This is a genomic window from Herbaspirillum hiltneri N3, assembly GCF_001267925.1.
In the GTDB taxonomy this organism is placed as follows: Bacteria; Pseudomonadota; Gammaproteobacteria; order Burkholderiales; family Burkholderiaceae_D; genus Herbaspirillum; species Herbaspirillum hiltneri.
In genome coordinates, this window is record NZ_CP011409.1 from 4,271,678 (window position 1) to 4,293,228 (window position 21,551).

Here is a 21,551-nt window from a genome sequence, read left to right on the forward strand (position 1 = left end):
TCGCCGGAAGGACGCCGCCGCATGAGAAAGATGCTCGACCTGCTGTCGCTCAAGCTGCTGCGCCGGATCGAGATCCGCTATCGGCTGATCAATTCCTTCCTGCTGGTGTCAATGCTGCCGCTGGTGATCGCCGGCATCGTGGCGTATCGCGAATCGAGCAGCGCCTCGCAGGAAAAGGTGCGCATCTTCGCCGCCGAACTGGTCAAGCAAGTAGCGCAGAACATGCTCCAGCAAATCGAGAAGATCGAATCCTCGAGCGAAGAACTGGCGATGTCGGAGCGCATGCAGAATGCGCTCGCCGGCTACTACAGCAAGAACCCTGCCGAGCGCGCCGCCGGGCATGGCGAGATCATCCGCCTGCTGCTGGAAAATTACGGCTCCTTCGAATACGTCAATCAGAAATACGTGCTCGACCGCCGCCACCGCATCATGGATCCGCAGGTGTTCGCCCAGCTCGGCGACGGCGTCGCGCGCTTCGCCGAAGATGCTCCCGACATGAAGGGCCGTCCCTACTGGGACGTCTACAGCACTGCCGCCGGGCAGAACAGCGTGGTGATGCTGCGCGACATCCTGTTCAAAAGCAACAACCGCGTCGCCGGCACGCTGTTCGTCGGCTTGCGCCCGCTGCACTTCTCGCGCATCTTCGAATCGGTCAACCTCGGATACGGTTCGCGCATGCTGGTGATCGATGCCCGCGACGGCCATGTCATCGTGAGCGCCAATGCTGCCGACGGCAATGCGCCGGAGTCAGGCCTGGTCGTCGCCGTTGCCCGCAACGTGGCAGAGGGCCGCGACAATTTCGTGTCTTACCGTGACGGCGACAACAAGCAGCAGCTCGCCGCTTTCGCGCCGGTGCCGCACACCAACTGGATGGTGGTCAACATCACGCCGCTCAATGCGCTCAACACCGAAGTGCGTTCGATCCGCAACAAGATCATCGCCATCGGCGTGCTGTGCTTCATCCTGGCGCTGGTGCTGTCGTTCATCATCGCGCGCAGCATCTCGCTGCCTCTCAAGCAGTTGGTCGGCGTGATGAAAGCGACCCGCACCGGCAATTACCTGATCCGAATGGACTACGAAGGCCGGGATGAAATCGCGGTGCTGTCGCAGCGCTTCAACGAGATGGCCAGCAAGGTCCATCAGCACAACGAGCGTCTGGAAGAACTGGTGGCCGAACGCACGCGTGAACTGGAACAGGCCAACCATCAGCTGGAAGCGCTGAGCGCCACCGACAGCCTGACCGGCATCGCCAACCGGCGCCGTTTCGACGAGGCACTGGGCGGGGAATTGCGGCGCGCGGTGCGCTCTCAGAAACCGCTGGCGCTGATGATGCTCGACGTCGATTATTTCAAGAATTACAACGACCGCTACGGCCACCTGGCCGGTGACGATTGCCTGCGCGCCATCGCCCGCGTGCTCCGCACCAGCTCGCGCCGCGCTACCGACCTGGCGGCGCGTTACGGCGGCGAAGAGTTCGCCGTGATCGTGGCCGAAAGCGACAGCGCCAATGCCATGCAGCTCGCCGAGAATATCCGCAATGCCGTTGCCGCCCTGCAGATCGCGCATGAGGATTCACCGTTCGGCTGCGTCACCTGCAGCATCGGCGTCACCGCCGTTCAGGTCGATGAAGACATGAGCACCGACACGCTGCTGCGGCTGGCCGACGTCGCGCTGTATCAGGCCAAAGCACTTGGCCGCAACCGCGTGGCGCTGAGCGATCCTGCCGGCGCGACGGGATGATCTCCAATCTCCGGCAGCGATCTGCCGCGATGTGAACAAGCCGACAACTTTGCTGCAATGCGATGCCGGCAGCCATACATAAAGGTCCTTAACTGGAACTTATTTCCCGGCCTTTTCCACGGATTGCCGGCCATGCCGACGGACTAGGATGCAATGTTGGGAACATTTGATCCCCCCGAGTGCGTTCCCATGCAGGTTGCACAAAAAACAATATTGAGACGAAAGAAAATCAAATGAAAAATATGCGCATCGGCTCGCGCCTGGGTCTGGGTTTTGCATTGGTATTGTCCTTGCTGGCGTTGATGACGATCGTCGGCGTCTGGCGACTGCAGGATATCGGCGGCCGCACCGCCACCATGATCGCGCTGGACTTGCAGAAAGAACGGCTGGCGTCCGAATGGGCCGCCAACATCGACGCCAACGGCGTGCGCACGCTCGCGGTCATCAAGAGCAACAACGCCGATCATCAAAAGTTCTTCAAGGACCAGATGGCCGGCACGGTCGATCGCACCAGTGCAGTCCAGAAGCAGCTCGACGAGCTGATCAAGTCGGATGAAGGGCGCAAGCTGTTCAACTCCCTGCTGGTGCAACGCAAGGTCTACAACGACTTGCGCAACAAGCTCATCAAACTCAAGGAAGGCGGCGACGAGGCGGCTGCGCTGGCGGGGTTGGACAACGAACTGATTCCTGCCATGAAGGAATATTCCGCACGCGTGAATGCCGTCGCGACGCATCAGCGCGATGTCATCAATCGCAACGCGGCGATTGTCGATGAACAGTACCGCTCGGGCCGCACAATCCTGATTGCGGTGGGCGTGCTGGCGCTGCTGGTGGGCATCATCGCATCGTGGCGCCTGTCGGATGGCATCACACGGCCACTGCGCCGCGCCGTGCAGGCCACTTCCGCAGTCGCAGCCGGCGACCTCAGCATGCATGTCGTGGTGGATCGCAAGGATGAAATCGGCCAGTTGCTGCAAGGCCTGCACGACATGTCGCAAAACCTGCTCAAGACCATACGCGAAGTGCGCAGCGGCGCCGACACCATCGCCACCGCCTCCAGCGAAATCGCCACCGGCAATCTCGACCTGTCTTCGCGCACCGAACAGCAGGCCGGCTCGCTGGAAGAAACCGCCTCGGCGATCGAGCAACTGGCCTCGACCGTGAAACAAAACGCCGACAATGCGCGCGAAGCAAATCAATTGGCGCTGACCGCATCCAGTGTCGCGGTCGAAGGCGGTGCCGTGGTCGGCCAGGTGGTCGACACCATGGGTGCGATCAACGAATCGTCGCGTCGCATCGTCGACATCATCAGCGTCATTGACGGCATCGCCTTCCAGACCAATATCCTTGCCTTGAATGCCGCAGTGGAAGCGGCGCGCGCCGGCGAACAAGGCCGCGGCTTCGCGGTGGTGGCGTCGGAAGTACGCAGCCTGGCGCAACGCTCGGCCTCGGCGGCCAAGGAAATCAAATCCCTCATCGACGACTCGGTCGACAAGGTCGGTTCGGGCACACGCCTGGTGGAGCAAGCCGGCAAGACCATGACCGAGGTGGTCAGCAGCGTCAAACGCGTGAGCGACATCGTCGCCGAAATCAGCTCGGCCACGCAGGAACAAAGCACCGGCATCGGCGAAGTCAACCACGCCATTACGCAGATGGATCAGGTCACGCAACAGAATGCGGCGCTGGTGGAACAGGCGGCGGCGGCGGCCGGTTCGCTGCAGGAGCAGGCGGCCAGACTGGCACAGGTGGTGAGCGTGTTCAAACTCGACGCCAACGCGGTGGCGGCCGCTCCGAAAACGGCAGCACCGCCGCGGAACATTACGCCGCAGCGTCCGGTCATCGCTGCCACGCAATCATCGACGCGCGACGATAAGCCGAAAGCCCGCGCCATCGTAGCGCCTCAACCGCGCCCGGCGGCGATCAAGGAGAACCCCGATGACTGGGAAACATTCTGACCCGCAGCGAGCAGATGCGATCATGAAATCTTGATCGCACGCTGAAAAAAGGGGCGCCCGACTTGCATCGGGCGCCCTTTTTATTTCTTGCAGCCGCTTACAGTTTGAAGTGCCGCCCTGCTTCAGCCAACTTGCCGGCTTGCGTCTGCAACAGTTCCGACGTCGCCGAAGCCTGTTCCACCAGCGCGGCGTTCTGCTGCGTGGTGTTGTCCATTTCGGTGACGGCCTGGTTGATCTGTTCGATGCCCTGGCTTTGTTCTTGGCTGGCGGTGGCGATTTCGCTCATGATCGCCGTCACGCGCTTGACGCTCTCCACCATCTCGCTCATGGTCGCGCCGGCCTGCTCCACCAGCTTGCTGCCGGAGCCCACTTTTTCCACCGAGTCGCCGATGAGCGCCTTGATTTCCTTGGCGGCCGCAGCCGAGCGCTGCGCCAGGCTGCGCACTTCCGACGCCACCACCGCGAAGCCGCGGCCTTGTTCGCCGGCGCGCGCTGCTTCCACCGCCGCATTCAAGGCGAGGATGTTGGTCTGGAAGGCGATGCCGTCGATGACGCTGATGATGTCGACGATCTTGTTGGAGGACTCGTTGATCGCGCCCATCGTATCGACCACTTGCGACACCACGCCGCTGCCCTTGACTGCAACGTCGGAAGCGTTCTGCGCCAACTGGTTGGCCTGGCGCGCGTTTTCGGCATTCTGCTTGACGGTGGAGGTGAGCTGCTCGATCGAGGCGGCGGTTTCTTCCAGCGAGCCGGCCTGCTGTTCGGTGCGCGACGACAGGTCGAAATTGCCGGAGGCGATTTCGTTGGCGGCGGTGGAAATCGAATCGGTGCCGATCTGGACCTCAGAGACGATCTTGCGCAGGCCGGTGTTCATCTCGTCGAGCGCCTGCATCAGTTCGGCGATCTCGTCCTTGCCCTGTTTCTCGATGTGGGCGGTCAGGTCGCCGGCGGCGACCATGCGCGCGACGTCGAGCGCGCGCTTGAGTGGCCTGGTGATGCTGCGCGAAATGATCAGCACCGCAACCACGCTGATGCCGACCAGCAGTACGCCCAGCAACAGCATCAGCTGCATCCCGCGCGCATTGGTCTTGTCGATGTCGGACGCCATGCGATCGATGGCATTGCGCTGCATGTCGAGTAGGGCGTGCACCTTGTCCGAATAAAATCTGGCGGCGGGATCGAAGGCGTCCTTGTAGGCTTTTTCGGCGGCATCGGCGTCGCCAGCCTTGCGCGAATTCATGACCAGTTCCTTGGCGGCCTGGTATTTGTTGCGAGCGGCGATAATCTCCTTGAACAAGGCCTTCTCGTCATCCGAGCTCAGCAGCGGTTCAAGCTTCTTGATGATGCCGCTGCCCGATACCACGCTGGCGGCGATGACGTCCTTGAAGGTCTCCGACAGCTTGGCGTCGGAACTGCGCGCGATCATCGAGGTGCGCGCGATCGCCGAATACGTCAGGACGAACCAGTCGGCCACCAGGCGCTCCTTGGCCAGCGGCAGTTCCATCATGGAGCGGGTGGCGTCGGAGTTGCGCTTGGCGTTGACCAGCCCTGTTGTGGTGGAAATAATCGCCAGCAGCAGGACGATGGCAAAACCGGTAATCAGGCGACCGGAAATCCGCATGTTGGAAAGTTGTTTCATGATGGCTGTCATCCCCGCGCACTGTCGTTGTGTTTATGTTTCCCTGGTGCCGGTTCTGGTCCGGACCCTGATGCAGATTACCGCGTTTTTCCGGTATGGCAAACACAAGTTTGGGCGAAAGCAACACTGTTGCGCAGCAGCATTCGAGACGATCTGTTCAGCGTTCCCCGCGCGTGAACGGCACACGTATGCCTTCGGCGTCGCTGCGCAGCGCCAGGTCGATGATGGTCATGACATCGATCGCATCCTGCGCCGGTACCGGGAACGGCTTGCCGTCCAGCAGCGTGTCGGCCAGCGCACGATAGAAGCCGGCGTAGTCGCCGTCCAGGGTGGCATGTTCGCCCTGCCGGTCCTGATCACCGTCAGCTTGCCGCAGCCATCCCGGCGGATTCTTGCCGAAACCGGCATCGCCCGGACGCAAGCCTGCCTTCAGCTGATCTTCCTGAACGTCGAGTCCGTTGATCAGATAACTGCCGCGCGTGCCGTGCACGGTGAAACGTGGCGGCGGCAACGCGCTCAGCGCGCTGGCATGCAGCACCACTTCCTTGTCGGCGTAGTGCAATTGCAAATGGACGTAGTCCGGCACCTGCGCGTTGTCGCGCTGCTGTCGCACGGTGGCCGACAGCGACTGCGGCGCCCCGAACAAGGCCAGCGCCTGGTCGATCAGATGCGGGCCGAGGTCGAACAGCAGCCCGCCGCCGTGCGCCGCTTCTTCGCGCCAGCGTTTCGGGATGACCGGGCGGAAGCGGTCGAAGTGCGATTCGAAATGCGTCACGCGGCCGAGCGCACCGTCCGCGATGAGCGTGCGCAGCGTCATGAAGTCGCCATCCCAGCGGCGATTGTGGAAGGGCGCGAACAGCAGCCCGCGCTGTGCCGCCAGTCGCGCCAGTGTTTGCGCGTCGGCACCGGACAAGGTGACCGGCTTGTCGACCACGACATGCTTGCCCGCTTCCAGGGCGCGGCGCGCCAGATCGAAATGGGTGTCGTTGGGCGTGGCGACGACGATGCAAGCGATGTCGTCGCGTGCAATCAATGCATCGAAGTCCGGCACGATGTCGGCCTCGGGATAATCGGCGCGAGCGCGTCCGGCCTGCGAGGTGGCGATCACCCCAAGCGCGGTACGCCCGCTGCCGGCGATCACCGGCGCGTGGAAAGTGCTGCCGGCAAAGCCGTAGCCCATCAAACCCAGCTTCAATTTCTCGGACATGGATGCGCTCCCGGTTCTAAGATCGTGGACAGGTTCTCAGACTTTTTTGACGAACTCGGTCTTCAGGCCCATCTGGCCGAAACCATCGATCTTGCAATCGATGTCGTGGTCGCCGTCGACAAGACGGATGTTCTTGACCTTGGTGCCGATCTTGACCACACCGCCGCCGCCCTTGAGCTTGAGGTCCTTGATCACGGTGACGGTATCGCCGTCCTGCAGGATGTTGCCGGCGGCGTCGCGCCAGACCTTGCCGCTGTCCTCCTCCGCTTCGGCGGGCTTGATGGGCCACTCATGGGCGCATTCGGGGCAAACATACAGGGCGCCGTCTTCGTAGGTGAATTCGGACTGGCATTGCGGACAGGGGGGCAAGGTGCTCATGATGACTTTCGTGACGATGCGGTGGCGCGCCGGATGCGTGCCGCCAAGCGCACAGTATACCGCCCGGCCATGCTTCTCCCGCACTAGCCCGCTATACTGGAACGAATTTCACCGGATAAACCGATAAGCGTGAGATGCGTTCCGCCCATCGTCGTTGAATGTTTTCAGGCAGGAGTTGGCATGCTGCAGTCGCTTTCCCATATTCCCGTTCATCGCTTGCGCAAGGAGTGCCCGCCGGGCGCTTGCGTGTGCGATCGCGAGAGCCTGCTCGACAGCGCCGCGACCAACCCCGACACCGACGTGCGCGTGCTGATGCTGACCCAGGAGCAGGAGCGCAGGCTGCTCGAACGCATCGAGCGCATTTCCAGCTACGACGATTTGCAGTACGTCGCCGGACTGCTTTACCAGCAACTCGGCGTGGTCTTGCGCATTGCTCCCAGTCCGCGCGAAGTGCGCACCGTGCGCGGCTTCCTGATCCTGCTGGAAGAGCGTCCCGGCCTGTGCAAGAAAACCCGCCAGGCAGTACCGGCGGCAATCCGCAAATGCCTGGAAAACAATCCGGACATCGCCTTCGCCATTCTCAACGCCCACGATCTGCTGGGCGGCGCCTGAGTCCGGTTCTTCTGCCACGCCGATATATTCAGAAATCGCGTAAGCATCATCGAAAGCATTCGTTCTGCTGAAACGTCGCTTTGTTTAGTCTTGACGTCTTGACACTTTTCGGGGGCAAGACATGACAACAGCATCCACTACATCGAACAGACGCCGCCTGGTATTGCAGAGCGCCGCGGCGGCCGCACTGGCCGGCGCCGCCGGCTGGAGCAACGCCGCCGAAGAGCGCACGCTGCGCATCGGCTACCAGAAGTTCAACACGCTCAATATCCTCAAGGGCACCGGCAACCTGGAAAAGGTGCTGGCGCCGCTGGGCTGGAAGGTGAAGTGGTTCGAGTTCGCGGCCGGGCCGCAGCTGACCGAAGCTCTCAACGCCGACGCCATCGACTTCGGCCACGCGGCCGATACGCCATCGGTGTTCGCCAACGCCTCGGGCGTGAACGCGGTCTATCTCGCCGCCGAACAACCGTATCCGAAAGGCATCGGCATCTTCGTCGCGCAGGACTCGGCCATCCGCTCGATCAAGGAGCTCAAGGGCAAGAAGGTGGCGCTAGGCCGCGGCTGGAACGTGCAATATCTGCTGGTGCGCGCACTCGAGGAAGCCGGCCTCAGCTACAACGACATCGTACCGGTATATGTCTCCAACGCTGCCGACGTGCGCGCGGCTTTCCAGTCCGGCAACGTCGACGCGGCCGGATTGTGGGATCCCTTCCTGGCCGGCCAGGAAATCTCGACACGCCCGCGCATCCTGCGCGACGGCACCGGTCTGTCGAACAACCGCACCTTCCATCTGGCAGCGCCGAAGTTCGTCGACCAGAACAAGAACATCATCCGCGTCCTGTTTGCCGAACTGAAGAAGACCAACAACTGGACCCAGGCCCATCCGCAGGAAACCGCCGACCTGCTGGCGCCGCAGCTGGGCGTCGATCCCAAGGTGCTGCGCCTGGCGACCGAACGCCGCAACTACACCACGGTGCCGATCGACGCCGGCATCATCCAGGAACAGCAGCAAATCGCCGAAGCCTTCTACAAGCTCAACCTGATCAAGAATCCGGTGCAGGTCAAGGACAAGGTTTACGGCGAAGCACTGTTGTAAGCGCCTCAGATGACGATACATCTCGCGGCCTTCCTGATCGCCGGCAATGCGGCCCACAGCCAGGTGCTGTGGCGCCATCCGCGCAGCGCGCCAGGCGGATTCCTGACGCTGGATTACTACAAGCGCATTGCGCAGACGCTGGAACGCGGCAAGTTCGACCTGCTGTTTTTCGCCGACCGGCTGGCGGTGTCGACGCGCTTCGGCGGAAGCCATCGCTATGGCGTGGCGCACGGCGACCAGGATGCGACGCGCATGGATCCGCTGCCGGTGCTCGGTGCAATTGCCGCGGTGACGACGCACATCGGACTCGGCGCCACACGCTCGACGACCTACTCGCAACCGTACAGCCTGGCGCGCGAGTTCTCCACGCTCGACCATCTGTCCGCGGGACGCGCGGCGTGGAACGTGGTGACCTCGGTGAACCAGGGCGAGGCCGACAACTTCGGCCTGCGTGAAACCCTGGGACATGACGAACGTTACGACCGCGCCGATGAATTCCTCGAGGTCACGCACAAGTTATGGAACAGCTGGGATGCGCAAGCGCTGCTGCTGGAAAGCGGCAGCGGACGCTACGCCGATCCCGACGGTGTCCATGCGATCGATCATCGCGGCACGCATTTCAACGTGCGCGGCCCGCTCAATATTCCGGCGTCGCCGCAAGGTGGACCGGTGATCATCCAGGCCGGTTCGTCGCATCGCGGCCAGGACTTTGCGGCGCGCTGGGCCGAGGTGGTGTTCGGCATCCAGCCCGATCTGGCGCGCATGCAGCGTTTTTATCAGGACCTCAAGGGCCGCACCGGCAAGTTCGGCCGCCAGCCTGCCGACATCAAGGTGCTGACCGCGCTCATGCCCTTCGTCGGCAAGAGCAAGGCCGAGGCGGAAGACAAGCGCGCGCAGCACAATGCGATGGTCGATCCCATCGTCGGCCTGTCGACCTTGTCGAGCCATATGAACGTGGATTTTTCGGCGCATGCGCCGGATGCGCCGATCGACGACATCCAGGTGGCCGGCATGCAGGGCCTGTTCGGACTGGTGAAGGAATTGTCGAGCGAAGGCCGTCTCACGCTGGCCGACATCGGCAGGCTGTACGCGGGCGGCGTGCTGGTGCCGCAGGTGGCCGGCACGGCTGCGGAGGTGGCTGACTGGATGGAGAACATCGTGGCGCAGCAAGGCGCGGACGGCTTCGTGATCACGCCGGCGCATTTGCCGGAAGGCTTCGACGACTTCGTCGATCTGGTGGTGCCGGAGTTGCAACGCCGCGGACAATTCCGGCTGGATTACGAGGGCGATACCCTGCGCAGTTATTTGCGCTGACGACGACCGCCGCTGCATGAATGAAAAACGGCGCGAATCGCTTCGCGCCGTTTTTCATTTCATCGTGCCAATTGCCGCGAGCTACTCCGGCTTGCCGCCCTTGCGATGCGGCTTGGCATGACCGGACAGGCGTGTGTCCGGGCGACCATCGCGTTTGTCGGAACGCTTGTCGCCGGGACGGCCGGCGCGTGCGCTGCTGTTGACCTTGGGCGGCGTGGAGTTCTTCGCCGGCGTCTTGTCGTGATGCTCGGTGCCGGTGCCGATGATGCTGATGTTCATCTTGCGGCCGGCTATCTCGACCACTTTCAACTGATGCAGCAACGGCTTGGGCATGCCGGCCGGCAGATCCAGGGTGCTGTGGTCGTCATGGATGTCGATGCGGCCGATGTGCTTGGCTTCGAGTCCGGCTTCGGTGGCGATGGCGTTGACGATGCTGGCTGCGGTCGCTGCATGGGCGCGGCCGATCTCGATGCGGAAAGTCTGCATCTGGAATTCCGGCTTGCCTTTTTCCTTGCCTTTGGTCTTGCGCGGCTCTTCAACCGGCGCAGCGGCAGGAGCCGGTTCGGCGCGCTCGGGACGATCGCCGCGCGGGCCGCGTTCGGCGCGCAGCATCGGCGGACGTTCGTCAGTGACGCTGATCTTGAGTTGCTGGCCGGCGACCCAGACCTTCTTCAGGTGTTGCAGCAGATCGTCCGGCATGTTGCCGGGCAGATCAAGCACGCTGTGGTCGTCGAAGATTTCAATGCGGCCGATGTGCTTGGCGTCCATGCCGGCTTCGTTGGCGATGGCGCCGACGATGTTGCCCGGTTTGACGCCATGCTCATGACCGACTTCGATGCGGTAAGTCTGCGTCGTGTGGGCAGCGAAATCGGCCTTGGTCGGACGCGCGCGCTCGGTGCGCTCAGGACGTTCAGTGCGCTCGGCGCGTTCAGGACGTTCCTTGCGCTCGCTTCTTTCCGCGCGCGGTGCGTCGCTGACGCCGCCGTCACGGCTGATCTGCAATTGCTGGCCGGCCACGCGTACCGATTTCAGGTGATCGATCAGGTCTGGCGGCATGTCGTCCGGCAGGTCGAGGACGCTGTAGTCGTCATAGATTTCGATGCGGCCGATGTGCTTGGAATCCATGCCGGCTTCGTTGGCGATGGCGCCGACGATGTTGCCCGGCTTGACGCCGTGCTGATGGCCGACTTCGATGCGGAAGGTCTGCATGCCGGGATCGGCGGCGCGCACGATGCGCTCCTTGGGTGCGTAGCCTGGACGCTCCGCACGTTCCGAACGATCGCCACGTTCTGCACGCGGCGAGCGATCGGGACGTTCGCGCGGCGCGCGGTCATCGCTGCGCACGAACTCCGGTTCGCGCTGGTTCTTGTCGAGCAGCAGCGGCACGTCGCCGCGCGCCATCTTGGCCAGTGCGGCGGCGATGTCGACTGCGGTGACATTTTCTTCGCGCTCGTAATCTTCGATCAGCGAACGGAAGACGTCGAGTTCGCCGGCTGCCAGCGTCTCGCCGATCAGCTCCTTGAAGCGCGCCACGCGCACATCGTTGACGGCCTGCACGCTCGGCAGGTTCATTTGCGTGATCGGCTGGCGGGTCGAACGTTCGATGCTCTTGAGCAGGTTCTTTTCGCGCGGTGTGATGAACAGGATGGCTTCGCCGCTGCGGCCGGCGCGACCGGTGCGGCCGATGCGGTGGGTATAGCTTTCCGGATCGTAAGGCACGTCGTAGTTGATGACGTGGCTGATGCGCTCCACATCGAGGCCGCGTGCAGCGACGTCGGTGGCGATCAGAATGTCGATCTGGCCGTCCTTCAATTGCTGGATGGTGCGTTCGCGCTGCTGCTGCTGGACGTCGCCGTTGATGGCGGCGGCGGCAAACCCTCTCGCCTTCAGTTTGCCGGCAAGCTCTTCCGTACCGAGCTTGGTGCGCGAGAAAATGATCAGGCCGTCGAACGGTTCGACTTCGAGGATGCGCGTCAGCGCGTCGAGCTTGTGCATGCCGCTGACCAGCCAGTAGCGCTGGCGGATGTTTTCGGCGGTGCCGGTTTTGGCGGCGATGGTGACTTCGGCCGGATCGCGCAGGTAAGTCTTGGCAATGCGCTTGATGACGGCCGGCATGGTGGCCGAGAACAGCGTGGTCTGCCGTGTTGCCGGGGTCTTTTTCAGGATCGATTCGACGTCGTCGATGAAACCCATGCGCAGCATTTCATCGGCTTCGTCAAGCACCATGGTCTTGAGTTGCGACAGGTCGAGCGAACCCTTGTCCAGATGGTCGATCACGCGGCCGGGGGTGCCGACAACGACGTGCACGCCGCGGCGCAAGGCGCTCAGCTGCGGACCGTAGCTCTGGCCGCCGTAAATCGGCAACACTTGAAAACCGGGGATGTGCGTGGCGTAGCGCTGGAAGGCTTCGGCCACCTGGATCGCCAGTTCGCGCGTCGGCGCCAGCACCAGCGCCTGCGGCGCAGTCTGGCGGATATCGATGCGCGACAGGATCGGCAGTGCAAATGCGGCGGTCTTGCCGGTGCCGGTCTGGGCCTGGCCCAGCACGTCGCGGTTGCTCAGCAGGATGGGGATGGTCGCGGCCTGGATCGGCGACGGCGATTCGTAACCGAGCTCTTTCAGCACGCGCAACAGCGGTTCGCTGAGATTGAGGTCGGAAAACAAGGGAAGGGGGGCTTCGGACATGAGGACTCACTGGTTCTTTTTTGGGACCGCAGGGCGCGGCCGCATGGGGATGCAGTTTACCCGCTTGTGACGCGCTCAGCGATGTTAAGTTGCAGCAGAACGCGCACCGGCGGTGGAAACGGGCGCTTTCTTGACCGATGGCAGGTGGAGATGTTGCCGGGGAGACAAACAATGCCCGGCAACAAGAATCAGGGCGGCAGACGAAAATCGGATGGAAAAACCACCCGCCCGGAGGGAATTTACTGGAAAGTGTTCGGTGTCAGCTGCAGCGGCGAGCCTTGCACTCCGGCGTGCACCAGGCGACGCGCGACGCCGGTGATGTTGGCTTCCAGTTCGCGGAAAGTGCGCATCGGCCCGATCGCCGTAAACATCTGCGAGGCCAGCTTGATCAGCGCTTCGTTGGAGATGAAGCACTCCCGGTTGACGAACTCCACGCATACAGAAAAAATCACGCCGGCGTTGGTCAATTTCACTTCGGTAACAGACTGCGACATGGCTTTTCCTTTAATCGGATAATCCACCCATAGTGCGCGTAAGTCCGGCGAATAGCAATCAAAATCGGCGATCACGCCGGGCCGGCGCGGCTTCCGGAAGGATTGGGCGGGTTCACTGCAGACAATGTATAATAGAGGCTCGTTGGGCGGTCTCGCCCTGTTCCCAGACCGGCCTGCCGTATCGCCAGTCTCCACTCTTTCCGGCCGCGCCAGCCTCTCGTTGCACTAGTTTTCCGGCACGCGGCCCGTTCTGTAGCAGTCCTGCCGCCGGCGACATTGTGCATCCGGCGCCAAGTCTCTCCGCATGTCTGCACGTGCACGCGGTGCTGCTTCCGGGCGAAAAACAAAACCGCACTGGTCCGCTCAAGCGGTAACCGGCCTCTTTTTTCTGCGATCTTCGGCGGATGTTGTTGCAGCCTTTTGCAAGCTGCCGCCTGCCGGTCGCCTTATTTGGAAACCACCATGGCTAAAGAAGAATTACTTGAAATGAACGGCCTCGTCGAAGAAGTCCTGCCCGATTCGCGCTTCCGCGTGAACCTGGAAAACGGTCATCGACTGATCGCCTACACCTCCGGCAAGATGCGCCAGAACCATATCCGCATCCTGGCCGGCGACAAAGTCACACTCGAACTGTCTCCTTACGACCTGAGCAAGGGCCGCATCACTTTCCGTCATCTGGAAAAGCGCGGACCGGTCGGTGGCGGACAGCAACGCCGTCGCTACTGATATCCCGGTACGCAACGAGATTGCGATGTCGAACGCGACACCCATAGAGCGCAGTAACGGCGCTGCAGCGATTTCCGCCAAGGCGATGGCGTTGGCGGCTGCGCTGGAAGTCGAGCTGGTCGAGTGCGTCTGGGATATCGGCGCCGACCTCACGCATGAACATGCGCACCGGCTCGATCTGATCACCGCAGCGAAATCCGTGCGCGTGTATTTTCCGGATCTGGAATTGACCACGTCCGGCAATGCTTCCCGCACCAAACGCACCGAGGAACGCCTGCAGCGCGCGATCGTTCAGCTGCAGCAACGCACACCGGCGCCGACATACGGGTATCGCTGAACGCTGCTGCCGCATGCGGACATGTCGCGAATTAAATCTCGATATGTTTAGGTAATCCCCAGGTTTACCTGTATATTCAAATTTGCACTTACATCAAGTCGTCGTTATTGTTGGTCTCTCCTCTTGAGCTCGCTTGCGAGCCTCCTCTGTCGGACTCTCTTCGGTTACATCTTTCTTGGTCTCGGGTGCGCTTCGGGCGTTGTCCCTCATTTTTTTCAAGGAAGTAAAAACATGTCTACAAGTCAAACAGGTACGGTCAAGTGGTTCAACGATGCCAAGGGCTTCGGCTTCATCACCCCTGATCAAGGCGGCGATGATCTGTTCGCGCATTTCCAGGACATCCAATCGAACGGCTTCAAGAGCCTGGCCGAAAACCAGCGCGTCTCGTTCGATCGCGGCACTGGTCCCAAGGGCGAAAAAGCCACCAATATCAAAGCGATCTGATCGCGTGATGTGACGTGAGGACCTTGGTCTTCACGGCATCCAAGTCCGGGATCGACAAACCGGCGGCACCACGCAGATAGCATGGGCCGCCGATGGAAAAATCCCGGCGCCGCAGTTTCTGCGGAATGACAAAGCTCGCTACGGCGGGCTTTGTTGCATTCCGGGCCGGCCTGCTTCGGCTATCATCGCGATTCCGTGATTTTCTCCGGCGACATCCATGCATCTTCCTCAGCAAGACTGGTCCGCGCGACTGGCGGTACTGGCCGGCGCGACCAGCGACGCCGACAGCGACGGCGCGCACGACATCAACCACCTGCATCGCGTCTGGCAGTCCGCCCGCATCCTGCTCGATGATTATCCCGACGCCGATGCGCTGGTGGTGCAGGCCGCCTGCTATCTGCACGACCTCGTTAACCTGCCCAAGAACGATCCGCAGCGTCATCTTGCCTCACGCCAAGCGGCGCAGCTTGCACGCCGGCATTTGCAGCAACTCGACTTCCCGTCGGAGAAACTCGATGCCGTCGCGCACGCCATCGAGGCGCACAGTTTTTCCGCCGGCATTGTAGCAACCACCATCGAAGCGCAGATCGTGCAGGATGCTGATCGTCTCGACGCGCTCGGCGCAGTCGGGCTGGCGCGCATGTTCTATACCGCCGGCCGCATGGGCAGCCAGCTGGCGCATGCCGGCGACGCGCGCGCAGAACATCGCGCACTGGATGACCGCCGCTACGCGCTCGACCATATCGCCTGCAAACTGGAAACCTTGCCTGCGACCATGCAGACCGGTGCCGGGCGCCGCCTCGCTGAACAGCGCATGCAATGGCTGCGCGACTTCCGCTCAAGATTTTTGTCGGAATGGGAAGGCAGCTGAAACCATTTTGCGGAATGCTGCTAGAATCGATTCATCGTTTTACTTTGCATTCATCCTTCATGTTCATCGCCGCCCTGTCCTGCCTGTTGTCGCTCAGCCTGTACGCCCTGGCTGCACGAGTACGCGCACGCACAGCTGCGGCCGGTAAACAAAAGAAACAGTCGCTCATCTGACCGGGGCGCGCTGTCCTGTCAGGTGGGCTGACAGGATGGCCAACGCAGACCGGACACGTTCCCCTCGCTAGTTCTCCTTGCACCTGCCGACAGACATTCACGGTCTGTAATCTTCATGGAGAGTAGCAATGCGTTCTTTCGACGGTATCTGGATTCCCCTGGTCACGCCCTTCCACGACGGCAAGATCGATTTCCCCGCTTTGCAGGCGCTCGCGCGCAGCATGTTCGACGCCGGCGTGTCCGGCCTGGTCGCCTGCGGCTCGACTGCCGAAGCCGCCGCGCTCGACGACGGCGAACAGCTCGCGGTGCTTGACGCCATTCTCGACGCCGTTCCCGGCTGTCCGGTGGCGATGGGCCTGGCCGGCAATCGCCAGGCCGCGATGCTGGAAAAGATGCAGAAAATCCAGCAACGCCCGGTCGCCGGCCTGCTAATTCCAGCGCCGTATTACATCCGCCCTTCGCAGGAAGGCCTGCGCGCGTTCTTTCTGACCATGGCCGATGCCGCCGAGGCACCGGTGATCATCTACAACATCCCCTACCGCAGCGGCATCAACATCGATGCCGCCACCATCCTCGCGCTCGCCGGCCACGAACGCATCGTCGCCGTCAAGGACTGCGGCGGCAATGCGGCGGCCACCATGGACCTGATCGCGCATGGCGGCTTGCAAATTATGGCGGGAGAAGACGAACAGATTTTTACGACGCTGTGCCTCGGCGGCAGCGGTGCGATTACTGCGGCGGCGCACATCCGTCCCGACCTGTTCGTGCGCGTGGCGCAACTGGTGCGAGCGCAGCGTCTGGTCGAAGCACGCGAACAATTCTACGATTTGCTGCCGCTGATCCGCCTGCTGTTCGCCGAACCGAATCCGGCCGTGATCAAGACCGCGCTGTCGATGATGGGCATGCTGCGCGACGAGTTGCGCGCACCGATGCAAGCCAGCTCGCCGGCTTTGCACGAGCGCTTGCGCCGTGAGCTGTCGCGGCTCGGCTGCCTGTAACCGACCGGGTTAAGGCAAGCCGGTAACGGCAGCGCCGCTGGCGATGCCCTGCTCGCGCAGGATGTCTGCCAGGCTGCGGCGAAAGCGCAGCAACGGCGCGGCCAGCCTGCCGCTGGCCAAACCCGGTGCATGCACCAGCCAGACGCCCATGCCGTTGTCGAATTCCGGCACCGTCAGCACGCGTATCTGTTTGCGGAAGGCGCTGCGTTTGAGCGCGCTCGGCGTGGTGATGCCGATGCCCACGCCGCGCGCCACCAGTGACAACTGCAACTCGGCGCCGAAGGCTTCCACGGCCACCGTAAACGGCTGGCGCCGCGCTTCCACGGCCAGCCGGATCGCGCTGCGCAAACCGCAACCATCCTGATTGAGCACCCATGAATGCTGCGCCAATTCGGCCAGCGCAACTTCGCCGCGCGGCAGCTTGAGCGACTTCGCCGCCACCACCAGGGCAGGCTCGCGGCCCAGCTTGTGGACCTGGAACCGCTCCGGCGGCGATACCCCATCGGGCACGATGATGGCGGCGGCGTCGATGATGTTTTTCTCCAGCATCTCCATCAATCCGGGCGACCAGGCGGCGGTCACGCGCACGCTCAGTTTCGGGAATTCGGTGCGCAGGCAATCGAGTGGCGTCGTCAAGGCCGCTTCCGACAAAAACGGCGGCACGCCCAGGCGAAGTTCACCGGTCGCGCCGGCTTGCGGCGACACGCGATCCATCATGTCGTCGACCGAAGCCAGCACGCGGCGCCCCATATCGTAGATGTCGCGCCCGGCCGAAGTCGGCTTGAGCGGCTTGGACTGGCGATCCAGCAGCGCGACCCCGAGCATGCTTTCCAGGCTTTGCACGCGCCGCGTGATGCCCGGCTGGGTCAGATGCAATCGCGCGGCGGCCGCGACGATGGAGCCGGTTTCAATGACGGCGACGTAGGCTTGCAGGTCTCGCGTGTTCAAAACAATCTCGCATAATATCTATGACAATAATTCAATTGTCGCATAATAATGCGCTGCCTATACTGGCCTCCCGCAATACCCGTGATGCCAGGAGCCCCGATGGAACAATGCAGCAAGCTTTCCCAAGACCGTGCCGATATCCCCGCAGCCTCCACGCGAATGAGCGCAGCGATGACGCTCCTGTTCGCTGCAGCGGTCGGCGTCATCGTCACCAATCTCTACGCCGTGCAGCCGATGCTGGCGGCGATCGGCGCGGCGATGCAGATTCCCGGCGGCGCCATCGGCCTGATTGCGATGCTGCCGCTGCTGGGTTACACCTGCGGCCAGTTCCTGATCGTGCCGCTCAGCGACTTGCATGAGAATCGCCGCCTGATCGTGCGGCTGCTGGCGGGTTGCGCCGCCTGTCTCGGCGTGGCGATGTTCAGCACGCACACCTGGCTGTTCCTGACGGCGATTTTCCTGGCCGGCGTCTTGTCGAGTGCGATCCAGATGCTGGTGCCGATGGCCGCCTTCATGAGCGAAGAAACGCATCGCGGCCGTGTCATCGGCAATGTGATGAGCGGCCTGATGCTGGGCATCATGCTGTCGCGTCCGATGGCCGGATGGCTGGCGAGCGTGGCGGGGTGGCGTGCGGTGTACGGCTTGCTGGCGCTGATCGTGGCGATGCTGGCGCTGGTGCTGGGCCGCGTATTGCCGGAGCGTCATCCGCAACAAACCCCGCGTTACCGGGACATCCTGGCCTCGCTGTGGCAATTGCTGCGCAGCGAGCCTGTCCTGCAATACGGCGCGCTGACCGGAGCGCTCGGCATGGCGGCGTATATGTCGTACTGGACCACGATTGCCTTGCTGCTGGTGCAGGAACCCTTTTCGCTCGGCGCAGGCGGCATCGCCGTGTTCGCGCTGGTCGGCGCCAGCGCAGTGTGCGCGACGCCCTTCGCGGGCCGCGCCGGCGATCGCGGACGGGGGCGCCTGGCCTCCCATCTGAGCCATCTTGGGATGCTCGCAGCGGGCTTGATCGCGGGCGTCGCCGGCAGCGGCTGGGGCGGCTTTGATGTCCATGCGCACGCCGGCATGGCGCTGGTGTTTCTGGGGGTTGCCGCCATCCTGCTCGACGGCGGTGTGGCCGCCGACCAGACGCTGGAACGCCGCAAGATCAACCTGCTGCCGCCGCAATTGCGCGGTCGTCTCAACGGCCTGTTCGTCGGCCTCCTGTTCATCGGCGGCGCGATCGGTGCGGCGCTGTCGGGATTTGCGTGGAAGCTGGGCGGCTGGACGGCGGTGTGCCTGTTGCAATTGCTGTTCTCCGCCACGATCGCCTGCTTGGCATACGGACAACATCGCCGCTGAACCTGGCGCGCTGTTACAAATCGCCAACAGGAGGCGGCGAACCAAGGCGTGCAGGTTTCGTCATACCGTTATCTCAATCTGTCGAGGAGGTAACGTGGCAAGCCAGGAAACGCAGCAACAATACCAACCACGCTGGCGCATCGCCGATCTGGATTTCTCGCGCATCGATCTGCAACGCGTACGCGACGATGAAAACACTTTCTACCTGGTGACCTGCGCCTCGTTCGTCGAAAGCGGCTCCGATCTGTATACCCACAACCTGGTCGACTTCTTCCGCGACAATGCAGAAGTGGCCGCGTGGCTGCGCGAACAATGGGAAGTGGAGGAGTTGCAGCACGGCGCGGCATTGCGTGCCTACGTCGAGCATGTCTGGCCCGAATTCGACTGGCAACAGGCCTACGACGGCTTCCTCGCCGAATATGCCGGCTACTGCAAGGTCGAACTGCTGGAACCGACCAAGGCGCTGGAGATGGCGGCGCGCTGCGTGGTCGAAACCGGCACCGCGACCTACTACCGCGCGCTGTCGCGCAGCGTGCAGGAACCGGTGTTGCAGGAACTGGCGGCGCGCATCTCGCACGACGAGGTCAACCACTACAAGCATTTCTACAAATACTTCCGCCAATATAGCCGGAGCGAAGGCATCAGCCGCTCGCGCGTACTCGGCACCTTGGGTCGCCGGACACTGGAAATGCGCAACGAAGACGCCGATTGCGCCATCCGTCATGCGCTGAAATTCCGCGAGCCGTTGCGCGCCGGTGATCCCGCTTACTTAAGACAGCTGAGCGCACGCATGAACGCCATCGTGCGCACCAATTTGACGCCGGACATGACCTTGAAGATGATCATGCGCCCGCTGGAGCTGCCGCCCAAGGTGCAAAGCTGGGTGCAATATCCTATCCGCCAACTGATGCAATACGTGTTTTTGCGCTAAAAACAAACATGTACCCGCCGATTTGCTCTGTTCTGGGGCAAATCACCGTAAACCGCACGACAACGTACCGCCACCATTTTTGCCGTCACTAAAATGGTGCAATAGTCTGCGCCCGCTTCCGCAAAGCCGGAAAAATCAAGAGAGATTGACGAACTGTCATTGGCACGCAATCTGCTAAAGCAGGAAGGCAGTCAACAAACTCTCATTGATTCTTCTAACTGTAGGAGCACTTCATGTCACGTCGTACTATCCTAAAAGCAACAGCACTCGGCGCGTTCGCACTTGCAGCATCCTCCTGGCTCCCAGCCGCGTTCGCCGCGGATACCATCAAGGTCGGCATCCTGCACTCGCTGTCGGGCACAATGGCCATCTCCGAAACATCGCTCAAAGATGTGGCGCTGATGACAATCGATGAAATCAACGCCAACGGCGGCGTCATGGGCAAGAAGCTCGAACCCGTGATCGTTGACCCCGCATCCAACTGGCCACTGTTCGCTGAAAAAGCGCGCCAGCTGATTTCGCAAGACAAGGTTTCCGTCGTCTTCGGCTGCTGGACTTCGGTCTCGCGCAAATCGGTGCTGCCGGTCTTCAAGGAATTGAACAGCCTGTTGTTCTACCCGGTCCAGTACGAAGGCGAAGAGCTGGAAAAGAACGTCTTCTACACCGGCGCAGCGCCTAACCAGCAAGCCATTCCCGCCACCGAATACCTGATGTCGAAAGAAGGCGGCGGCGCCAAGCGCTTCGTCCTGCTGGGCACCGACTATGTGTACCCACGCACCACCAACAAGATTCTGCGCGCCTTCCTGCACAGCAAGGGCGTGAAGGATTCCGACATCGATGAAGTCTACACACCGTTCGGCCACTCCGATTACCAGACCATCGTCGCCAACATCAAGAAGTTTGCAGCAGGCGGCAAGACTGCCGTGATCTCGACCATCAACGGCGACTCCAACGTGCCGTTCTACAAGGAACTGGGCAACGCCGGCCTGAAGGCGACCGACGTGCCTGTCGTGGCGTTCTCGGTGGGTGAAGAAGAACTGCGCGGCGTCGACACCAAGCCGCTGGTCGGCCACCTGGCTGCCTGGAACTACTTCGAGTCCGTGAAGAACCCGGTCAACACCGCCTTCATCAAGAAGTGGAAAGCCTACGCCAAGGCCAAGGGCCTGCCGAACGCCGACACCGTCGTGACCAATGATCCGATGGAAGCGACTTACGTCGGCATCTACATGTGGAAGCAGGCAGTCGAGAAGGCCAAGACCACCGACACCGACAAGGTGATCGCAGCGATGGGCGGCCAGACCTTCAAGGCGCCGTCCGGCTACACGCTGGAAATGGACAAGACCAACCATCACCTGCACAAACCTGTGATGATCGGCGAAATCAAGGCCGACGGTCAGTTCAACGTGGTCAACAAGACCAAGACCACCATCCGTGCGCAGCCATGGAGCCCGTACATCCCGGGCAACGAAAGCAAGCAAAAGATGTAAGGCAGTCGCTTGCCATGTTTTGAGCAGTCCCCGCTGCATGTTCCATGCGGCGGTTTGCAAGACCTTGCACCGGGCGTTCGACATCCCGTCCGGTGCAATCCATGCTCCGCTCCGCACCAAAGTTCTTTGCTGGAATGCGGACATGAATCTCAGATAAGCGCCGCGA

Annotated in this window: 19 protein-coding genes; 13 read left to right on the forward strand and 6 right to left on the reverse strand. The window is 62.1% G+C overall.

The window, feature by feature from the left end; genetic code table 11:
* Window positions 1-21: 21 nt before the first annotated feature.
* Together F506_RS19345 and F506_RS19350 are read left to right on the forward strand one after the other, a co-directional pair.
* Complete coding sequence (locus F506_RS19345) at window positions 22-1,740, forward strand: sensor domain-containing diguanylate cyclase (RefSeq protein WP_053200129.1); 1,719 nt, start codon at window positions 22-24, stop codon at window positions 1,738-1,740.
* Window positions 1,741-1,973: 233 nt separating this feature from the next.
* On the forward strand, window positions 1,974-3,695 hold the full coding sequence (locus F506_RS19350; RefSeq protein ID WP_053200130.1) for a methyl-accepting chemotaxis protein: 1,722 nt from the start codon (window positions 1,974-1,976) through the stop codon (window positions 3,693-3,695).
* Between the two features lie 97 nt (window positions 3,696-3,792).
* On the opposite strand, the gene F506_RS19355 is transcribed toward F506_RS19350, so the two are convergent.
* The 3 genes from F506_RS19355 to F506_RS19365 form a co-directional block, all read right to left on the reverse strand.
* Window positions 3,793-5,337 carry a methyl-accepting chemotaxis protein gene (locus F506_RS19355; RefSeq protein ID WP_053201801.1) on the reverse strand — a complete coding sequence of 515 codons (1,545 nt, stop codon included), beginning with the start codon at window positions 5,335-5,337 and terminating at the stop codon, window positions 3,793-3,795.
* Between the two features lie 157 nt (window positions 5,338-5,494).
* Window positions 5,495-6,544: an oxidoreductase gene (locus tag F506_RS19360; protein ID WP_053200132.1), complete on the reverse strand. Its 1,050-nt coding sequence runs from the start codon at window positions 6,542-6,544 to the stop codon at window positions 5,495-5,497.
* Window positions 6,545-6,580: 36 nt separating this feature from the next.
* Window positions 6,581-6,922: a zinc ribbon domain-containing protein YjdM gene (locus tag F506_RS19365; RefSeq protein ID WP_053200135.1), complete on the reverse strand. Its 342-nt coding sequence runs from the start codon at window positions 6,920-6,922 to the stop codon at window positions 6,581-6,583.
* A 180-nt stretch (window positions 6,923-7,102) separates the two neighbouring features.
* Between F506_RS19365 and F506_RS19370 the strand changes: the two genes are divergently transcribed.
* From F506_RS19370 to F506_RS19380, 3 genes are all read left to right on the forward strand, one after another.
* Window positions 7,103-7,534 (forward strand): hypothetical protein, encoded by a 432-nt coding sequence (locus tag F506_RS19370; RefSeq protein WP_053200137.1) that lies wholly within the window; start codon window positions 7,103-7,105, stop codon window positions 7,532-7,534.
* A gap of 121 nt (window positions 7,535-7,655) precedes the next feature.
* Entirely contained in the window at window positions 7,656-8,630 is a 975-nt protein-coding gene (locus F506_RS19375; RefSeq protein ID WP_053200140.1) for a sulfonate ABC transporter substrate-binding protein, read from the forward strand.
* Between the two features lie 9 nt (window positions 8,631-8,639).
* A complete protein-coding gene (locus F506_RS19380; protein ID WP_053200142.1) occupies window positions 8,640-9,944 on the forward strand; it encodes an LLM class flavin-dependent oxidoreductase in 1,305 nt (434 codons plus the stop codon).
* An 81-nt stretch (window positions 9,945-10,025) separates the two neighbouring features.
* Here F506_RS19380 and F506_RS19385 read toward each other — a convergent pair whose 3' ends face one another.
* Both F506_RS19385 and F506_RS19390 read right to left on the reverse strand, forming a co-directional pair.
* Window positions 10,026-12,629: a DbpA RNA binding domain-containing protein gene (locus tag F506_RS19385; protein ID WP_053200144.1), complete on the reverse strand. Its 2,604-nt coding sequence runs from the start codon at window positions 12,627-12,629 to the stop codon at window positions 10,026-10,028.
* 239 nt (window positions 12,630-12,868) lie between these two features.
* Window positions 12,869-13,123: a DUF1488 family protein gene (locus tag F506_RS19390; protein ID WP_053200147.1), complete on the reverse strand. Its 255-nt coding sequence runs from the start codon at window positions 13,121-13,123 to the stop codon at window positions 12,869-12,871.
* 462 nt (window positions 13,124-13,585) lie between these two features.
* On the opposite strand from F506_RS19390, the gene infA reads away from it, so the two are divergent.
* The 5 genes from infA to dapA all read left to right on the forward strand — a co-directional run bounded on the left by infA (window position 13,586) and on the right by dapA (window position 16,672).
* On the forward strand, window positions 13,586-13,849 hold the full coding sequence (infA, locus tag F506_RS19395) for a translation initiation factor IF-1 (RefSeq protein ID WP_007881321.1): 264 nt from the start codon (window positions 13,586-13,588) through the stop codon (window positions 13,847-13,849).
* Between the two features lie 25 nt (window positions 13,850-13,874).
* Window positions 13,875-14,186, forward strand: a complete 312-nt coding sequence (locus F506_RS19400; RefSeq protein ID WP_235471253.1) for a hypothetical protein — start codon at window positions 13,875-13,877, stop codon at window positions 14,184-14,186.
* Window positions 14,187-14,417: 231 nt separating this feature from the next.
* Window positions 14,418-14,630: a cold-shock protein gene (locus F506_RS19405; protein WP_053200149.1), complete on the forward strand. Its 213-nt coding sequence runs from the start codon at window positions 14,418-14,420 to the stop codon at window positions 14,628-14,630.
* Between the two features lie 217 nt (window positions 14,631-14,847).
* On the forward strand, window positions 14,848-15,501 hold the full coding sequence (locus tag F506_RS19410) for an HD domain-containing protein (RefSeq protein WP_053200151.1): 654 nt from the start codon (window positions 14,848-14,850) through the stop codon (window positions 15,499-15,501).
* A 301-nt stretch (window positions 15,502-15,802) separates the two neighbouring features.
* Window positions 15,803-16,672, forward strand: coding sequence for a 4-hydroxy-tetrahydrodipicolinate synthase (gene dapA / locus F506_RS19415; protein WP_053200153.1), 870 nt, complete (start codon window positions 15,803-15,805; stop codon window positions 16,670-16,672).
* Between the two features lie 9 nt (window positions 16,673-16,681).
* Here the strand turns inward: dapA and F506_RS19420 are convergent, their stop codons facing one another.
* A complete protein-coding gene (locus F506_RS19420) occupies window positions 16,682-17,620 on the reverse strand; it encodes a LysR family transcriptional regulator (RefSeq protein ID WP_053200155.1) in 939 nt (312 codons plus the stop codon).
* Between the two features lie 171 nt (window positions 17,621-17,791).
* On the opposite strand from F506_RS19420, the gene F506_RS19425 reads away from it, so the two are divergent.
* From F506_RS19425 to urtA, 3 genes are all read left to right on the forward strand, one after another.
* Complete coding sequence (locus tag F506_RS19425) at window positions 17,792-18,967, forward strand: MFS transporter (protein ID WP_053200157.1); 1,176 nt, start codon at window positions 17,792-17,794, stop codon at window positions 18,965-18,967.
* A gap of 94 nt (window positions 18,968-19,061) precedes the next feature.
* Complete coding sequence (locus F506_RS19430) at window positions 19,062-19,898, forward strand: ferritin-like domain-containing protein (RefSeq protein WP_053200158.1); 837 nt, start codon at window positions 19,062-19,064, stop codon at window positions 19,896-19,898.
* A 233-nt stretch (window positions 19,899-20,131) separates the two neighbouring features.
* Window positions 20,132-21,385, forward strand: coding sequence for an urea ABC transporter substrate-binding protein (gene urtA / locus F506_RS19435; protein WP_007881331.1), 1,254 nt, complete (start codon window positions 20,132-20,134; stop codon window positions 21,383-21,385).
* The last annotated feature ends 166 nt before the right edge of the window (window positions 21,386-21,551 follow it).